This is a genomic window from Rhodococcus sp. NPDC060176 (assembly GCF_042728675.1).
Lineage (GTDB): Bacteria > Actinomycetota > Actinomycetes > Mycobacteriales > Mycobacteriaceae > Rhodococcus_F.
The window spans coordinates 295,225-310,683 of sequence record NZ_JBHWYS010000004.1; the positions used below are offsets into that span (position 1 = coordinate 295,225).

Below are 15,459 nucleotides of genomic sequence, written 5' to 3' on the forward strand. Positions count from 1 at the left end.
CCACCTCGGATACCCTGCGAGTGACAGGTACAGCTTTTTCAAGATTCACGGTAGGAGTCATATGCCCGAGCAGGTAAAGGCGGGGGTGCCGGAGAACGGGCAGGTCAAGGCTCACCGTTTGGTGGTCCAGCGCGGCGTGTTCGTCGGGATGTCGCCGATAGTCAACGACGACCTGTACGTCGAGTTCCGGAAAGGCTCCGGTGAGCGGACCCGGCACCGAGTTGCTCTCGACAAGGGCGCGCGGATCAGCACCAACACCTACTTCGGGCGTTTCGCCGCCAGCTACTGGCAGCGGTGGACGACTGTCACCGAGGTCGAGGCATCGCTGCGAATCGAGAGCGAGGGCCGGTTCCGCGTCCGGATGGTCGCTTCGGATATCGCCGGGCATCGCCGCATCCTCGAAACACGCGACGGATCGGGGTCTTCGGAGGTCGCATTGACCTCACCGTTGGACAAGTTCGTCGACGGCGGCGCCCTGTGGCTCGAGGTGGATTCCCTCGACGCTCCGATGGTGATCGAGAACTTGGAATGGACCGTGGCAGCTCCGGAGACGGTTCGCCCGGTCTCGGTGGCGATCTGCACCTTCAATCGGGCCGACGATTGCGCCGAGACGGTTGCTGCGCTGGCCTCCGACGCTACCGTGCGTGCCCTCATCAGTTCGGTGTATGTCGTCGATCAGGGTAACGACTTGGTGAAAGATCGGGCGCGCTTCGTCGAGGCGGCAGACAAGCTCGGCGACAAGTTGCAGTATCTTCAGCAGCCGAATCTCGGTGGAGCAGGCGGCTTTTCACGCGGATTGTTCGAGGCGACGTCCACGGGGGTGGATGTCGCCGACGTCATCCTGATGGATGACGACATTCTGTGTGAGCCGGAAACAGTGTTGCGCCTCAATGCCTTTGCCAATATGACGGTGGAACCGACTTTGGTGGGTGCGCAGATGATGTATCTGCTCAATCCCGATTTTCTCAATGTCGGCGCAGAAGACGTGGATCTGAAGACCCTGCACCACGGGCAGCGAGTGCCCAAGGCTCTCATCAACACGAGCATGCTCAAGAAGCGCCAAGAGCGTCGAGTCGACGCGGGATACAACGCCTGGTGGACATGCCTGATTCCCGCCGAAGTTGTCGAAGCCATCGGATTGCCCGTTCCGATCTTCTTCCAGTGGGATGACGTGGAGTACGGAATCCGTGCTCGGAAAGCGGGATTCGTCACCGTCACGTTGCCCAACGCTGCCGTGTGGCATGCCGACTTCTACTGGAAGGACTTCGACGACTGGGCGCGCTACTTCAGTACGCGCAACTCGCTCGTCGTCGGGTCACTGCACAGCGACCTTGACACCAAGGGACTCTCACGTCAGTTCTTCCGTCAGATCTCCGAATTCCTCGTCGGAATGCAATACGGCCTGGCATTCACGACGCTGAAGGGCATCGAGGACTACCTCGACGGTCCGGAGGCGTTGCGGGACGGCGGCATCGAGGCGATGGCAAGTATCCGCGCCGGCCGAGCGCAATATGCGGAGACGATCAAACACGACGCTGCCACGGCTCCGGTTCCCTCGAACGAACTCCACACCGAGCGCGCCGGCGGCGAACCGAGCCTGATGCGAGTGATCCTGGCCAAGCGTGCGGTGGACCAGTGGTTGGGTCGCACCCGCGGCGGACTGATCAATATCCCGCGCGAAGACGCGCATTGGTGGCACATCTCGCGGTTCGACCATGTTGTCGTCACCGATGCTTCGCAATCGGGGGTACGCATCCGGCAGAGAGACAAGGCTACGGCGCGCGCTCTCCTTGTCCGAACGGTCAAGCTACTGCGTCGGTTCCAGAAGGAAGCCCCTGCCGTGTCGGCGAAGTACCGTGCTGCGATGCCGGAACTCACGAGTCGAGAGAACTGGGCACGTCTTTACGAGAAGTGATTCTCAGCTGGTGATCTCGACGATGACCTGCTCGTTGTCGACGGTGTACCCGAGATATTCGAACGAGATGCCGGTGCGTGTGACGAACTCCGTCCACGCCCGGTACTCGTGCTGCTTCCATCCGGGATAGTTGAAGAACTCGTCGAAGACGACAATCGACCCGGGTACCAGTCGGTCGCCGAGGAGATCGAGCACCGTCTTGGTGGACGAGTAGAGGTCGGCGTCGAGGTGCAGGAACGCAACGGGGCCGGGTTCGTCGTTCAGGAACGAGGGCAAGGTGTCCTCGAAGAGGCCCGGAACAAGTTGCGCCCCTGGGACTTCGGGTATGGATTCCTGAGCGAACTCGCCGGCCGGGAACCCGGTCCGCCAAGTCTCCGGAAGGCCGGAGAACACGTCGAAACCCGCGACGGTTCCCTCGCGTTCGGTGAATGCCTCCGAGACGATCCTGAGTGTGGTTCCGCTGGCAACGCCGAATTCGAGTGCCATACCGGGTATTTCGATCAAACTCAGGGCATGGCGAAGCGTGTCGTGCGGGTGGCCGAATGTCTCCGCGACGCGAAGGTGCTCGAGGATGAACTTCGCAGTCGACGCCGTCGCTTCCAGGTCCACGGCGTAGGCCAGATCCCGTCGCTGACGAAATTCCAGCTCGTCGATCCTGAACCGGAGGCCCGCGATGTCACCGCGGGCCCCGGCCAGTTCCTCACGTGAGAGCGTCAGCGCATCGAGGATCTGTTGCGTGCGATCTGCGTTGCGCCGGTCGGCGGCCTCGACCACCTCGGATACCGCACGCTGAAGCTTGGTCCTGGCGCTTGAACGGAACCGCTCGAACATGGCAACCTCTCGTCGGTATCACCCCCATGCTGCCAGGATTCGTTCGCTACCGTTCGCGACCGCGGTAGTGACTCTTGAGTTGTCGGGAGATCACTTTGATCTCCCGCGTCCTCTCTGCCTGCAGACGAGCATCGCTTCGCGCAGCATTCCACGCGTTCTCTCGCTGTAGTTTCCGGTAGCTCGCGAGTCTTCGCTCATCGATATCGCCGCGCCCGAGTGCGCCCAGGACTGCGCATCCCGGCTCGGAGTTGTGTGCGCAATCGGAGAACCGGCACTCTGCAATCAGCTCCTCGATCTCGGGGAACGCCTTGTCGATCCCCTCTGCCGCGTTCCACATCCCAACCCCTCGCAGGCCGGGTGTGTCGATCAGCGTCCGACCGCCGGAGAAGGGGATCAACTCTCTGGTGACGGTGGTGTGGCGTCCCTTTCCGTCGCCGGCCCGAACGCGACCGGTCTCGAGTCGGTTGTTTCCGGTGGTTTCTGTGGGGAGCGCTGTGTCGGCGAGGAGGGCGTTCGCGAGCGTCGACTTACCGGCGCCGGATGGACCGAGTATCGCCACGGTGCCGTCCAGAACTGCATCGAGTACATCCATTCCTTCGTTGGTCTCGGCACTGACGGCCAGCACTGTTGCGCCGGGCGCAACAGCAGAGACCTCGGCGAGAGTGTCGGAGATATAGTGAGCTGCATCGGATTTGGTAAGTGCGACGACAGGTGTCGCGCCGCTCTCCCAAGTGAGTGCGAGTAGCCGTTCGATGCGCCCGAGATCGACGTCGCCGTCCGAAGCCGTGGCGATGACGACGGTGTCGACATTGGCCGCCAGAATCTGGCCTTCCGATTTTCCGGATGCCGAGGATCGGACGATACTGCTCGATCGGGGGAGTATCGAAGTGACCGTGTGCATTTCGGGCTCGCGTGAGTCCGGCACCTCGACCACGGACACCCAGTCGCCCGTGCAGAGCGGATCGCTGCCGCTGAGTGCGCGGACGGTGCCTTCGGCGGTGGCCACGTCACACCGTCCGCGGTCGACGCGAAGAACGCGCCCGGGTGCGGAGTCCGGTGAGGCAAGGGTAGTGAATTTAGTCGAGAGTGTTGGGTTCCAACCGTATTCGGTCAGGGGCGTGCGGTTTTCCGACATGGTGAGTGTGTCCTCGAGTATGAAGAAGTGTGAATGTTGACGGTGCTGAAACTGCGGAACACGACAGTCATCAATACTCACTCCTCGTAAACCTCGGGACGCACCATGCGTCGGATCAGAATGCTCTCAGCCGCAGACGCGACTGTGCAACTGATTTAAGAGAGATGGGGGTAACTGATTCAACTCAGGACGGCTGACTCAACTCGGGCGTTCGAACTTTTCTTCCCGGCCGAGCTTGCGCAGTCGCATCCACTCGCGCAGTCCTGCCGGATCGCGGCGTGTGATCAGGAAGTACCAGCCGAACCGAACCCATTCCTGCGGAAGCAGTTTCCGCATTCCCGGTTGGGCGAGGATGTATCCACGGTTGCGGTACGTGAAGTAGCGCTTCGTGTCGTTGTCGGGGTACTGCGTGTGCATGCGTCCGCCGAGGATCGGCTTGAACTCGTCCGCGCCGTTGGGGTGGACGTAGGCAGTTTGCAGGCAGGTACCGAACTTCAGGCCGGAGCGCACAAGACGACGGTGTACCTCGACCTCGTCACCGCGAACGAACAGGCGTAGATCCGGAACTCCGACGGCATCGATCGCGTCGGCGGTGAACAGTGCGCCGTTGAAGAGAGACGCGATGCCGGGCAGGAGATCCTCGTCGCCGAGTTCGGAACGCAACCGGCGCCACGACGTACCGCGGCGAAGTGGGAAAGCGAGGCGGTCGGGGTTGTCGATGTCGCAGACGACGGGGGAGACCTCGGCCAGGTCGTTTCGAATTGCACAGTCGAGCAGTGTTTCCAGGACTTCGGGACCCTCCGGGCGCCCGTCGTCGTCGGCGAGCCAGACGCGGTCGGCGCCGAGCGAAAGTGCGTAGAGAATGCCCAGAGCAAATCCTCCGGCACCGCCGAGGTTGTGCTGAGAACCGATGTAACTGGTCGGCAGTGGAGCGTTGTCGACGAGCTCTTTCACATCGGCTTCGTCGGCATTGTCGACGACAACAAGATGGTCGAGCGGCCGCGACTGGGTGCTGAGGACCTTCAGGGATTCGGCCAGCAGTTCACGCCGCTTGTGCGTGACGACGACCCCGATGATTTTCTCGGGTGCGCTCACGGGGTGCTCTCCCGTTCCATTTCCTTGATGACGTGGCGCACATGCTCTGCGGCGTCGTCACCTTCGTAGGCGCGCACGACGTCTTCGATGTCGCCTTGCATGCGGATCTGGCCGTGGTCGATCCACATGGCGCTGTTGCACAGCTGGGCGAGGAATTCGTTGGAATGGCTGGCGAATACCAGGATGCCGGAGCGTTCCACCAGCTTCTGAAGCCGGATGCGAGCTTTCTTCATGAATTCGGCGTCGACAGCCCCGATGCCTTCGTCGAGTAGCAGGATCTCGGGATCGATACTGGTGACGACGCCCATGGCAACGCGCACGCGCATGCCGGTGGAGTACGTGCGCAACGGCATCGAGAGGTAATCACCAAGTTCGGTGAATTCGGCGATGTCGTCCATTTTCGCGAGCATCTGCTTGCGGGTCTGACCGAGGAACAGGCCGCGGATGATGATGTTCTCGTAGCCGGAGATCTCGGGGTCCATGCCGACGCCGAGATCGAAAACAGGTGCGACGCGTCCGCGAATACTGGCGGATCCTCGAGTGGGTTCGTAGATTCCGGAGAGCAAGCGCAGCAGGGTGGACTTTCCGGCGCCGTTGTGGCCGACCAGCCCTACACGATCGCCCTCTTTGAGGTTCATCGTGATGTCTTTCAGGGCTTCTACGACCACGACATCGGAACTGTTGCGGCCGATGGCGCCACCTGCTTTGCCGAGGAATGCCTTCTTCATCGACCGGGACTTCGCGTCGAAGATCGGGAAGTCGACGCAGGCGTTGTGCGTTGAGATGTTCACATGTTCGGTCATTGCGATGTCCCTAAACCCAGTAGGGCACGCGGGCCCGGTATTTGCGAAGCGCCAGCAAGGCGACGGCCCACCCGACCACGGTGATCGTGATGACGATGTACCAGTGGTAAAGCTCTTGGGGCTGCCCGATCATCGGCGCGCGGACGATGTCCAGGTAATGGAACAGCGGATTGAGTTCGGCGATCTTTGCGCGATCTCGGACGGCGCCGCCCTGAGCCTCGAGGCTTTGCGTTGTCCACATGATCGGTGTCAGCACGAAAAGGAGCAACGTCAGCGAAGACAGAATCGGTGCGATGTCGCGGTATCGAGTGGCGAAGATGCCGAACACGATCGAGACCCACAGTGCATTGAGCACGATAAGTCCCAACGCCGGGATCGCGGCTAGCGACGCCCAGCTCAGATTCCGCCAGACTCCGAACGCGACCACCATGATCACGTAGATCAGGAGGTTGTGTGCGAAGAACAGAATTTGCCGCCACACCAGACGGTAGATGTGCACGCTCAAGGCCGATGGCAGCTGTTTGATCAGGCCTTCGTTGGCGACAAAAACTTCGGAACCCTCGATGATCGAGGCATTGATGAGGTTCCAGACGATCAGGCCCACCGTCACGTACGGCAGGAACTCCTGGAGTGGCATGTCCAACAGGGCCGCGTACAGGATGCCGATGGCGGTGGCCTGCACGCCGGTGGCGATCGTGATCCAGAACGGTCCGATCACCGACCGGCGGTAGCGCTGTTTGATGTCCTGCCAGCCGAGGCTGAGCCACAACTCACGCTGATTCAGACCGTCGCGAAGGTCTTTGAACGCACGACGGAACGTCTGGGAGTCGGACACGGGCGCGGGTGCGCCCGGCGTCTCGGATTCGATTGCGGATGCTGACACGGAGGTCGAGCCTACCGGCCTGGCGTCGGAGCCGGTTTTCCCGCGGACTTCGTGGTGGTCCGGGTTACAGATACTGGCCGGTTCCTGGGCTCTGTTGGTCTGGATGTGCCGGTGAATGCGGAGCCCCGATGCTCATCCCGGGAGGCAGTGCGCCCTGACGCATTTGTTCGAGCTGAGCGCGCGCTGCCATCTGCTGGGCGAACAGTGCGGTCTGAATTCCGTGGAACAGTCCTTCGAGCCAGCCGACGAGTTGGGCCTGTGCGATGCGAAGTTCGGCGTCCGAGGGAATGGAGTCGTCGGTGAACGGGAGGCTCAGTCGCTCGAGTTCCTCACGGAGTTCGGGTGCCAGGCCCTGTTCCAGTTCTCGGATGGACGACGTGTGGATGTCCTTGAGGCGCTTGCGGCTGGCGTCGTCGAGCGGCGCGGCGCGCACTTCCTCCAAGAGTTGTTTGATCATCGTGCCGATTCGCATGACCTTGGCCGGCTGCTCGACCATCTCGGCGACGGACTCGGCTTCGGATTCCGCGCCTTCGGTGGTGCCGGAGGCGGCGGCTTCTGCCTCGGCCGCCGGCATCGCGACGGGTCGACCGTCGGGTCCGATAACGAGTACCTGCTCTTTGTCGGGGTTCGTCATGCTTCCATCTTGTCGTGTGTGGGCGACAAACGCCGCGTAACCCCCAAAAAGTTAGCTATCGAATAACTGTACTGACGGGTAATTGGGTGACTGCCTTCGACTAAGCGGGCGTCTGCACCTAGAGTGTCGAGCATGGCTTACGACGTTGCCCGCGTACGGGGGTTGATTCCCTCACTCGGTGACGGCTGGATCCACCTCGATCCGCAGGCCGGAATGCAGATCCCGGACGCCGTCTCGCGGACGGTCTCCACCGCGTTCCGTGCCTCTGCATCTTCTTCCTCCGGTCGCCACGTCTCGAACCGTCGTAGTGCTGCCATTCTCGACAGTGCGCGCACCGCGGTCGCCGACCTGGTCGGCGGAGATCCTGCGGGAGTCGTTCTCGGATCAGACCGAGCGGTGTTGTTGGCTTGGCTCGCCGAGTCGCTCAGTTCGCGTCTGGGCCTCGGAACCGGTCTCGTACTCTCGCGCCTCGACGAAGAGGCGAACGTCGCGCCTTGGCTTCGCGTGGCCAGTCGCTACGGCGCTCAGGTGCGATGGGCAGAGGTCGAAATCGAAACGTGCGAACTCCCGAGTTGGCAGTTCAACGATCTCATCACCTCGACCACACGGTTGGTGGCCTTGACGGCCGCGTCGCCGATCGTCGGTTCGGCTCCGAACGTCCGTGCCGCAGCTGATCGTCTGCACGAATTCGGCGGACTGATGGTGGTCGACGCCGTCGGTGCAGCGCCATATGCGCATGTGGACATGGCTGATCTCGGGGCGGACATCGTCGCCGTCAGTGCGCCGTCGTGGGGTGGTCCGCAGGTCGGTGCGCTCGTTTTCCGAGATCCCGGATTGCTCGACCGAATTCCTGCCGTGTCTCTCAATCCGTATGCCCGTGGCGCCGAGCGGCTCGAGGTGGGCGGTCATCAGTTCGCGCTGCTGTCCGGGCTCACGTCGTCGATCGATTTCCTGGCCGGGTTGGACGAATCGGCAACCGGAACTCGGCGCGAGCGACTGGAAACCTCGATCAGCTCGCTGCAGGACTACCAGGACGGTCTGTTCGATCACCTCATGCGTTCGCTCGCAGCCCTGCCCAACGTGATGGTGATCGGCGGCGCACCCACGCGGGTGCCGACGCTCAGCTTCACGCTCGAGGGCATGGCGGCAGACAAGGTCGCGGCGCATCTGGCCGACAAGCGCATCGCGACGGTCAGCGGTACGCACGGCGGTTCCAGGCTGCTCGACGCCCTCGGTGTCAATGACGAAGGTGGCGCGGTCACCGTCGGCCTTGCGCCGTACACGACGCGGTACGAGATCAATCAGCTGGTCGCCGAACTCGGCGCCCTGGGCTGATCGACCCCGCTCGGCTCACTTCACGGTGAGGATGACCTTGCCTACGGTTTCCGGCGAATCCAGCAATTGATGGGCTAATGGCGCCTCGGTGATCGGAAGTTCGGTCGACACGATCGGTTGAACCGATCCGTCTGCGATCAGCGGCCACAGCTTCGCGCGGACGTCGGCGACGATGTCCGCTTTACCGCCGGGGCCGGTGAGCGGACGCCCACGCAGGCCCGTCGACGTGATGTTTCCGCGCTTGCCCATCAGCTTGGCGATGTCGACCTCGCCCTTGCGGCCACCCTGCATTCCGATGATCACGACGTGGCCGTCCATGGCGAGTGCGTCGACGTTGCGTCCGAGATACGACGCTCCCATGTTGTCCAGAACCACGTCGGCGCCGTGGTTGTCAGTGGCTTCGGCGAGTGATGCTACGAAGTCGCTGTCGCGGTAGTTGATCAGAATGTCCGCGCCCAATTCGCGGCAGCGGTTCAATTTTTCCTCCGAACCCGCGGTAACTGCGACGCGGGCGCCGAGGGCTTTGCCGACCTGGATGGCGTGGGTGCCGATTCCGCCGCCACCGCCATGGACGAGGAGGACCTGTCCGCGTCGTAGACCTCCGCGCATCACGACGTTGGACCACACCGTGCACGCAACTTCCGGCAGGGACGCGGCGACACGGAGATCGACGCCCGCGGGAACCGGGAGAAGTTGTGTTGCCGGGACCGCAACCTTCTCGGCGTAGCCGCCGCCGGCCAGCAATGCGCAGACTTCGTCGCCGACGGACCAACCGGTGACGTCTTCGCCGAGTTCGGTGATCACACCCGAGCATTCGAGGCCGAGGATGTCACTCGCGCCGGGCGGCGGCGGGTAGAAGCCTTGACGTTGGAGCAGGTCGGCGCGGTTGACCGCGGTCGCGGCGACCTCGACGAGTACGTGCCCGCGAGGTAGTTCAGGATCGGGCTGTTGCGCCCATTTCATGACCTCGGGACCGCCGGGCTGATCGATCGTTATGGCGTACATGGATACGACGCTAGCGAATCTCCCCGCTGACGGGTGTTTTGCCGCTACCGTCGCGGACGTGACTTACTTCGGGAACATGCAGAACGAGATCTATCTGACGGGACTGAGCGGCGCGAAGCCGGCTTTGCCGATGACTGCGGCGGGCTTGGAAGATGCCGCGCGCGAGCAACTCTCACCGGAGGCTTTCGGATACATCGCCGGTAGCGCGTCGACCGAACGGACCGCGGTGTCGAATCTGCGGGCGTTCGACAAGCATGCGATTGTGCCGCGGATGTTGCGGGGGACTGCGGCGCCCGACGCACGCGACCTGGGCGTCGAGGTGTTGGGGACGCGGTTGGCCGCACCGATCCTCACCGCTCCGGTGGGCGTGCTCGGCTTGGTCCACGACGACGCCGAGGTTGCTGTCGGTTCGGTCACTGCCGAGTTGGGGATCGGATCAATTCTTTCGACGGCGGCATCCTCGACCATCGAAGACGTCGCGGCGGCCTCCGGCGAGAACTGGTGGTACCAGCTCTACTGGCCGGCCGACGACGAGCTTGCCGAGTCGTTTGTCCGCCGAGCGGAGACGGCGGGCGCAAAGGCTATCGTCCTGACTGCCGACACTCCCGGTATGGGTTGGCGTCCAAGGGATCTCGAGCTCGGTCACCTTCCGTTCCTGCAGGCGAAGGGTATTGCAAACTACCTGTCGGATCCGGTGTTCCGCGCCAAACTGGCGACGCCTCCCGAGGAGAGTGCAGAAGCCTTGCAGATCGCGGTTCTGACGTGGGTGTCGTTGTTCGGCAATCACGCGGTGCGGATCGCGGATATCGCGAAACTTCGCCAGTGGACGACACTTCCGATCGCGGTGAAGGGAATTGTCCACCCCGACGACGCACGTGAGGCCGTCGCGGCCGGCGCCAACGGCATCGTCGTGAGCAACCATGGTGGGCGTCAGGTCGACGGGTCGATTTCGGCACTCGATGCTCTCGGTCCCGTCGCTGATGCGGTGGGGGATGAGGTGGACATCCTGATGGACTCCGGAATTCGTTGTGGTGCAGACGTAATCAAGGCTCTGGCCTTGGGTGCCGATGCAGTGCTGTACGGGCGGCCGTGGGTGTACGGATTGGGATTGGCCGGAGCGGACGGAGTGCGTCATGCGCTCCGGAGTCTCCTGGCCGACCTGGATCTCACGATGGGGCTGGCGGGGCTGGCATCGGTCGCCGAAATCGACCGTTCGATCCTGATGTCCAATTCGTGACTTTAGGGTGAGTCTTACTGTGACGGGCGGACACAGGTCTAAACTTGGAACCTGTGACAGCTGAAGCGACAACCGAGGAGACATCGCAGGCGGCGCACGGTGAGACACCGTGGCTGACGCCATGCGAGATGCGTGCATGGCGCGGCTACATGGACGGTAATCAGCGCCTCATGGAGGTTCTCAACCGCGAACTGCAGGATTCACACGACCTGTCGTTGGCCGATTACCGCATTTTGGTCATGCTCTCGGAGTCAGCTGACGGGTCGTTGCGGATGAGTGACTTGGCAGACGGCGTGCTGTCTTCGCGGAGCCGCCTCACGCACCAGATCAGGCGGATGGAATCTCAGGGCATCGTCGTGCGCGACACTTGCGTCGAAGATGGTCGCGGCGTGCTCGCGCGGATCACGGAAGAGGGTAGGCGTCGCCTCGCCGAGGCGGCACCTACTCACGTGGCCGGGGTTCGGAACAATCTGGTCGATCTGCTGACTCCCCAGGAACTGGACGTGCTGGCAGACGTCTTCGAGAAGGTCGACAAAGCCATCGGCGAGCGCTGACTTCTGGAGCCGTTTTCGCGGTCCGTGGGAACACCCGATAGGATCGCCCAGGGAAGCGTGGCAGAGCGGCCGAATGCACTCGCCTTGAAAGCGAGCGTGGCGTTAAACCCACCGGGGGTTCAAATCCCTCCGCTTCCGCAGATGCCCCTCACTTGTTCATGCAGGTGAGGGGCTTTTCCGTGCCCGATTAGTCGGGAATCAGTCCGCTCGTGCCCACACTTTGCCCACACTTGCGTCAGAACGTGCCTGATCGAGGGCGCTTCCGATGGCATCGAGATCGTCGTCGAACAGGTCCGCGTAGGTGTCCAGCGTCATCGCCGCCGACGCGTGTCCGAGCATCCGCTGTAGCGCTTTGACGTTGACGCCGGCCGATACCGCCAGGCTTGCCGCGGTGTGCCGCAGATCGTGCGGAGTGACGCGGGGGACACCGGATTTGTCGACGGCCTTGGTGAACCAGCCGGTGAAGCTGACGGACCGGCGCAAGTATTCACCATCACGGCCGGGGAACACGAGGTCACTTCGTTGTTTGCCCTCACATTGCTTCGCCAACTCGAGCACGAGGAAATCGGGTATCGGCACGCTTCTATGCGTGTCGCTCTTCGGTGTGCCGACGTGCATGGTCATTTTTACCTGCACCGCGTTGTCGACCACCAGCAGGCGTTTACGGAGCAGGTCCAGGTGCTCGACGCGCAATCCGATCGCTTCGCCCCAGCGCAGTCCTGTGTAGGCCAGCGTGAGTACGAGAGTTTTGTGCTGGCCGGATACTGCAGCGAGTCTGCCAACCTCGTCGTGGGTGAGGTACACGCGTGGCTTCTTCTGTTTCTGTGGCAGGTTCTCGACGCCGCGCGCTGGATTCTTCGCCAAGCGCTTCGACTTCACCGCGCTGTCGAGAATGCCGGCGAGCACGCCGTAGGCGCGGATCACGACCGTTGCGCCGCTACCCTTCTTCAGGATCTTGTCTTTGTCCTTCGGATCTTTGATGGTCCGGCCCATATCCGCGATCCACCGTTCGACGGCATCGAGGTCGATGTCTGAGAGTCGTTTGCTGCCCCAGCGCGGTTCAACGTGGATGCGCCACGCCGTTTCGAGCGACTTGTACGCCGACGGTTTGAGGTCGGATTCTTTGCGCTCAAGCCACTGAGGAGCAATCTCACCGACTGTGATCCGGCCAAGCTTCGGTGGCACGTATTGCCCGGTCATCTTCTCGACCTCGACAGTGGAGGCGAAGTCCTGAGCCTGCCGCTTAGTCGCGAATCCGCGCTTATCGGTCTGTCGACGATCGGGTGTTCGGTAGCGGACGCGCCAGCGCTTGCCGGCCGCCGTCGTGTAGCTCTCGATGGTTGCCATTAGTCGTCTTCGTCCTCGGCGAAAATGCTGCTGTACCCAAAGCCTGTCTGCATGCTCACCTCCGTACCGTCGGTCTCCATCTCTCGACTGACCAACAGGTCTGATGGATTCTTCGTTGATCGCCAATTCTGGCCCTGCACAAGCCTCGAAAAGGGAGGAAGTGACCGGATCGGAAAATCGAGACCCTCCGTCCTCGATGATCGCATGCCCTCCAGGAAGTACCACAGATTCTTTGCCGAAATCGACCGAATTCCAGTTGCTTTCACCTCCCGGTCGGTATCGAAGCCCGGTGGCATGAGAAGGGTGGCGGTATGAATCAGGAGCAGGCCGATCGTGAAGCGGGCATCATCGCCGCTGCGATCCTGCCCAGCCTGCCTGTCGAGGCTCGTACCTACATCGAGAGCGTCCTCGATATTGGTGACCCTGCCTTTGCTGTCGATCTCGTGTTGCAAGATGCTATCGAGTTCGACCTCGTCATCCCTGCCGGCATCCGCGACCACATCGATGCGTTCCTCGAAGTTCTGCCGGACACTGCGCCCGATGGCGACTGCGTTCGCAGATGGACTGAACAGCTCAAGTTTCAAGTAGCTGTATAGCAATACTGGTATCGAAAACGCGATGGTGGCGGACGTGCGGCCGCGACGCGGCTGCACGTCTCATCGACATGATTTGAAATGCTGGAGTGCGTTACGGACGTGGCGAAAGCGACCCATTAGTCGGATGCCTGTTTCGCAGCCACTATGTTCAGCCAGGTGAGTCAAACTCGAACCGTCACCTTTGGCCGGATAAATCGACGCGCCGACAGGCAAATCGCCCTTGGCGCGAATTCGTTCTGCGATGACTTGAAAACGCTGGCCGAAAGTCGAATGACGCGAGCCGTGGTCAAGGTCAAAGGTGGTCAGGACCGCGAATGGATAGCCGCTGACTTGTCGGTCGATCCGCACGGTGTGTATATGACCGGCGTGCTCGGCTACACCGTGATTGACCCGCGAACGGTATTCGACAACGATTCGTGGAGCTGGGTCAAGGGCGAGGTAACGCCGTCTGCCGGCGCGTCGCCAAGCACCATGGTCCCATTTGCAGTCAATCTTGAAGCAGGGGGCCGCTGGGTAGCTTTCGCCACATCTCGAAGAATCCAGTATCGAGTCTTCCAAGATGGATTCTCAGCAGTGCTGAATCACGCGGTGCGGGAGTTGAACCTCTGGCCGACAGATTGGGAATTCGACCTAGTTACCTCTCGTAAGACTGTTCAAGACTGGATTCAAACTAACCCTAGGGTTGTGAAACTGGTGCGAAGGCTTCAATTCTCGAACCCAGGACTGGACCTCGATAGCGCCCGTGAACACATGAGGGCCATGAACGCCACGGCGATGAGGGAAGAGTTCCAGGCCGGGCGAAATGGAGTGCTTAGTACCGATACCGCAGATTTCGCAGCCAAACTCGAAGGTGTTGAGACCGGTGACGCTTCGATCGAGCTCGAGGCTAGACCCACGGATGGCGGACCAATCGTGCGGTTCAGGAGCTCGATGACATCAGATACGGTCTTAATTGACGAATTTGGGTCCGATCTTCATCGCGGTATGGAATTGGTACAACGAGCATTGTCCGACTATGTCGATGCCAAGAACGCTGGCGGTCTACCCTGATGTGTCGGACCGGGATCGTACGGTCAGGCATCGGGAGGTGGATGTAGTGGCAAAATTGTTCGCCGCGGACCTACGCGGAGCACTCGACTTCAAGCTCAGTGAGGTGCTGCGGTTCGATCTGCTCCTTGGTGTCATCGGCGGGACCGCGGCAGGGTTTCTCGCGTGGAAGCAGCCCGCAGTGGTCATTGCAGTTAGTCCGTGGATGGCAGCTTCTGTTGGCGTAGTCATCGGAGCGGTTGTGGCCGGGCTATCCGTCTTGGTCGCATTTCTCGATCAACCGTTCCTTCGGAAGCTTCGCGCGATTAACCAGAGTCCTGTTAGGTACCTTGCACCATTTCTGTTCACTGCAGTTCTGGGGATCTTCTCGGTGGCCCTACTGACGGCCGTTGCATGCTTCACTCCGACTGCACCCGCGGCGCCATTTATCGCGGTGGTTGGGATAGCGGCATTCGCGGGCTTCTGGACTCTATTCAGTCTGATTCCTGGACTCGATACTCTCGTGCAGTTCGTAGAGTTGAAACTTGAGGCACTGGACGTGCCGGACGATATCGTGCAGCTTGGTTCAACCACTCGCGTCACGCCAGTAGCTGGCCGCCAAATACACTCCTGACGCATGTGATTGGACCCGATCGGTGTTGAAACCTATCATCGGCGGACGGACGCACCTTTTTTTGTAGGACCCGTGGTAAGTGTCGTCTATCCGTGCTTCGGGGCGCGCAGTCAGAAACTGAACTGCACGGATGGGCTACATGCCAAGTGACTGTGGAAGTTGGATCACGACTCCAAGTGCCGACAAAGAGAGTCCCAGAACAGCCGTCCGTAGCTCGATCACCGCGTAGCCGCTCTGCGTCCGGGTTTCTTCCGCCAAGGCGGAAAGCAGGGTTCGCTCGATCCGCCTATCCTCGGCCTCGAACTTGTGCGCCTGCTGGCGTAGCTCAGATGTGAGCTCGAAAATGTCTCTTCGCGCGGCATTCAGATTCGCTTCGAGCGCGGCCACTCTGGGCGCCAATGGCTGATTGGGATCTACCCCGACTTCCAC

16 protein-coding genes and 1 tRNA gene are annotated in these 15,459 nt (G+C 61.6%); 7 read left to right on the forward strand and 10 right to left on the reverse strand.

The window, feature by feature from the left end:
- Window positions 1-61: 61 nt before the first annotated feature.
- Window positions 62-1,915, forward strand: coding sequence for a glycosyltransferase (locus tag ACFWEM_RS20935; protein WP_378536597.1), 1,854 nt, complete (start codon window positions 62-64; stop codon window positions 1,913-1,915).
- Window positions 1,916-1,918: 3 nt separating this feature from the next.
- Here the strand turns inward: ACFWEM_RS20935 and ACFWEM_RS20940 are convergent, their stop codons facing one another.
- The 6 genes from ACFWEM_RS20940 to ACFWEM_RS20965 form a co-directional block, all read right to left on the reverse strand.
- A complete protein-coding gene (locus tag ACFWEM_RS20940; RefSeq protein WP_378536599.1) occupies window positions 1,919-2,746 on the reverse strand; it encodes a TylF/MycF/NovP-related O-methyltransferase in 828 nt (275 codons plus the stop codon).
- Window positions 2,747-2,792: 46 nt separating this feature from the next.
- A complete protein-coding gene (gene rsgA / locus ACFWEM_RS20945; RefSeq protein ID WP_378536601.1) occupies window positions 2,793-3,881 on the reverse strand; it encodes a ribosome small subunit-dependent GTPase A in 1,089 nt (362 codons plus the stop codon).
- A 198-nt stretch (window positions 3,882-4,079) separates the two neighbouring features.
- Window positions 4,080-4,976: a glycosyltransferase gene (locus ACFWEM_RS20950; protein WP_019746444.1), complete on the reverse strand. Its 897-nt coding sequence runs from the start codon at window positions 4,974-4,976 to the stop codon at window positions 4,080-4,082.
- Window positions 4,973-5,779, reverse strand: coding sequence for an ABC transporter ATP-binding protein (locus ACFWEM_RS20955; protein WP_050655610.1), 807 nt, complete (start codon window positions 5,777-5,779; stop codon window positions 4,973-4,975). Before ACFWEM_RS20955 ends, ACFWEM_RS20950 begins: the two co-directional genes overlap by 4 nt.
- 10 nt (window positions 5,780-5,789) lie before the next feature.
- Window positions 5,790-6,662, reverse strand: a complete 873-nt coding sequence (locus ACFWEM_RS20960) for an ABC transporter permease (protein WP_378536604.1) — start codon at window positions 6,660-6,662, stop codon at window positions 5,790-5,792.
- 64 nt (window positions 6,663-6,726) lie between these two features.
- Entirely contained in the window at window positions 6,727-7,296 is a 570-nt protein-coding gene (locus ACFWEM_RS20965; RefSeq protein WP_378536607.1) for a bacterial proteasome activator family protein, read from the reverse strand.
- A gap of 132 nt (window positions 7,297-7,428) precedes the next feature.
- On the opposite strand from ACFWEM_RS20965, the gene ACFWEM_RS20970 reads away from it, so the two are divergent.
- Window positions 7,429-8,631: a cysteine desulfurase-like protein gene (locus tag ACFWEM_RS20970; RefSeq protein WP_378536609.1), complete on the forward strand. Its 1,203-nt coding sequence runs from the start codon at window positions 7,429-7,431 to the stop codon at window positions 8,629-8,631.
- A 15-nt stretch (window positions 8,632-8,646) separates the two neighbouring features.
- On the opposite strand, the gene ACFWEM_RS20975 is transcribed toward ACFWEM_RS20970, so the two are convergent.
- Entirely contained in the window at window positions 8,647-9,636 is a 990-nt protein-coding gene (locus ACFWEM_RS20975; protein ID WP_192712875.1) for an NAD(P)H-quinone oxidoreductase, read from the reverse strand.
- Here ACFWEM_RS20975 and ACFWEM_RS20980 point away from each other — a divergent pair.
- The 3 genes from ACFWEM_RS20980 (at window position 9,635) to ACFWEM_RS20990 (ending at window position 11,565) form a co-directional block, all read left to right on the forward strand.
- The gene (locus tag ACFWEM_RS20980) at window positions 9,635-10,873 is read left to right on the forward strand and encodes a lactate 2-monooxygenase (protein WP_378536612.1); all 1,239 of its coding nucleotides are present in this window, start codon (window positions 9,635-9,637) and stop codon (window positions 10,871-10,873) included. The genes ACFWEM_RS20975 and ACFWEM_RS20980 overlap by 2 nt on opposite strands.
- 128 nt (window positions 10,874-11,001) lie before the next feature.
- Window positions 11,002-11,427 (forward strand): MarR family winged helix-turn-helix transcriptional regulator, encoded by a 426-nt coding sequence (locus tag ACFWEM_RS20985; RefSeq protein ID WP_020968140.1) that lies wholly within the window; start codon window positions 11,002-11,004, stop codon window positions 11,425-11,427.
- 51 nt (window positions 11,428-11,478) lie between these two features.
- Window positions 11,479-11,565, forward strand: a tRNA-Ser gene (locus ACFWEM_RS20990).
- 60 nt (window positions 11,566-11,625) lie between these two features.
- On the opposite strand, the gene ACFWEM_RS20995 is transcribed toward ACFWEM_RS20990, so the two are convergent.
- Window positions 11,626-12,774, reverse strand: a complete 1,149-nt coding sequence (locus ACFWEM_RS20995; protein ID WP_378536614.1) for a tyrosine-type recombinase/integrase — start codon at window positions 12,772-12,774, stop codon at window positions 11,626-11,628.
- Entirely contained in the window at window positions 12,774-13,427 is a 654-nt protein-coding gene (locus ACFWEM_RS21000) for a hypothetical protein (RefSeq protein WP_378536616.1), read from the reverse strand. The genes ACFWEM_RS20995 and ACFWEM_RS21000 overlap by 1 nt, the downstream gene beginning before the upstream one ends.
- 99 nt (window positions 13,428-13,526) lie before the next feature.
- On the opposite strand from ACFWEM_RS21000, the gene ACFWEM_RS21005 reads away from it, so the two are divergent.
- Both ACFWEM_RS21005 and ACFWEM_RS21010 read left to right on the forward strand, forming a co-directional pair.
- The gene (locus ACFWEM_RS21005) at window positions 13,527-14,420 is read left to right on the forward strand and encodes a hypothetical protein (RefSeq protein WP_378536618.1); all 894 of its coding nucleotides are present in this window, start codon (window positions 13,527-13,529) and stop codon (window positions 14,418-14,420) included.
- Window positions 14,421-14,466: 46 nt separating this feature from the next.
- A complete protein-coding gene (locus ACFWEM_RS21010) occupies window positions 14,467-15,030 on the forward strand; it encodes a hypothetical protein (RefSeq protein WP_378536620.1) in 564 nt (187 codons plus the stop codon).
- A gap of 135 nt (window positions 15,031-15,165) precedes the next feature.
- Here the strand turns inward: ACFWEM_RS21010 and ACFWEM_RS21015 are convergent, their stop codons facing one another.
- Window positions 15,166-15,417: a hypothetical protein gene (locus ACFWEM_RS21015; protein WP_378536622.1), complete on the reverse strand. Its 252-nt coding sequence runs from the start codon at window positions 15,415-15,417 to the stop codon at window positions 15,166-15,168.
- Window positions 15,418-15,459 lie beyond the last annotated feature (42 nt).

Excerpts from the sequence above, each read along its gene's own strand:
- ACFWEM_RS20935 (WP_378536597.1), top strand. The coding sequence starts at position 62 with ATGCCCGAGCAGGTAAAGGCGGGGGTGCCGGAGAACGGGCAGGTCAAG.
- ACFWEM_RS20940 (WP_378536599.1), bottom strand. The coding sequence starts at position 2,746 with ATGTTCGAGCGGTTCCGTTCAAGCGCCAGGACCAAGCTTCAGCGTGCG.
- rsgA (WP_378536601.1), bottom strand. The coding sequence starts at position 3,881 with ATGTCGGAAAACCGCACGCCCCTGACCGAATACGGTTGGAACCCAACA.
- ACFWEM_RS20955 (WP_050655610.1), bottom strand. The coding sequence starts at position 5,779 with ATGACCGAACATGTGAACATCTCAACGCACAACGCCTGCGTCGACTTC.
- ACFWEM_RS20965 (WP_378536607.1), bottom strand. The coding sequence starts at position 7,296 with ATGACGAACCCCGACAAAGAGCAGGTACTCGTTATCGGACCCGACGGT.
- ACFWEM_RS20970 (WP_378536609.1), top strand. The coding sequence starts at position 7,429 with ATGGCTTACGACGTTGCCCGCGTACGGGGGTTGATTCCCTCACTCGGT.
- ACFWEM_RS20980 (WP_378536612.1), top strand. The coding sequence starts at position 9,635 with ATGGATACGACGCTAGCGAATCTCCCCGCTGACGGGTGTTTTGCCGCT.
- ACFWEM_RS20975 (WP_192712875.1), bottom strand. The coding sequence starts at position 9,636 with ATGTACGCCATAACGATCGATCAGCCCGGCGGTCCCGAGGTCATGAAA.
- ACFWEM_RS20985 (WP_020968140.1), top strand. The coding sequence starts at position 11,002 with ATGCGTGCATGGCGCGGCTACATGGACGGTAATCAGCGCCTCATGGAG.
- ACFWEM_RS20995 (WP_378536614.1), bottom strand. The coding sequence starts at position 12,774 with ATGGCAACCATCGAGAGCTACACGACGGCGGCCGGCAAGCGCTGGCGC.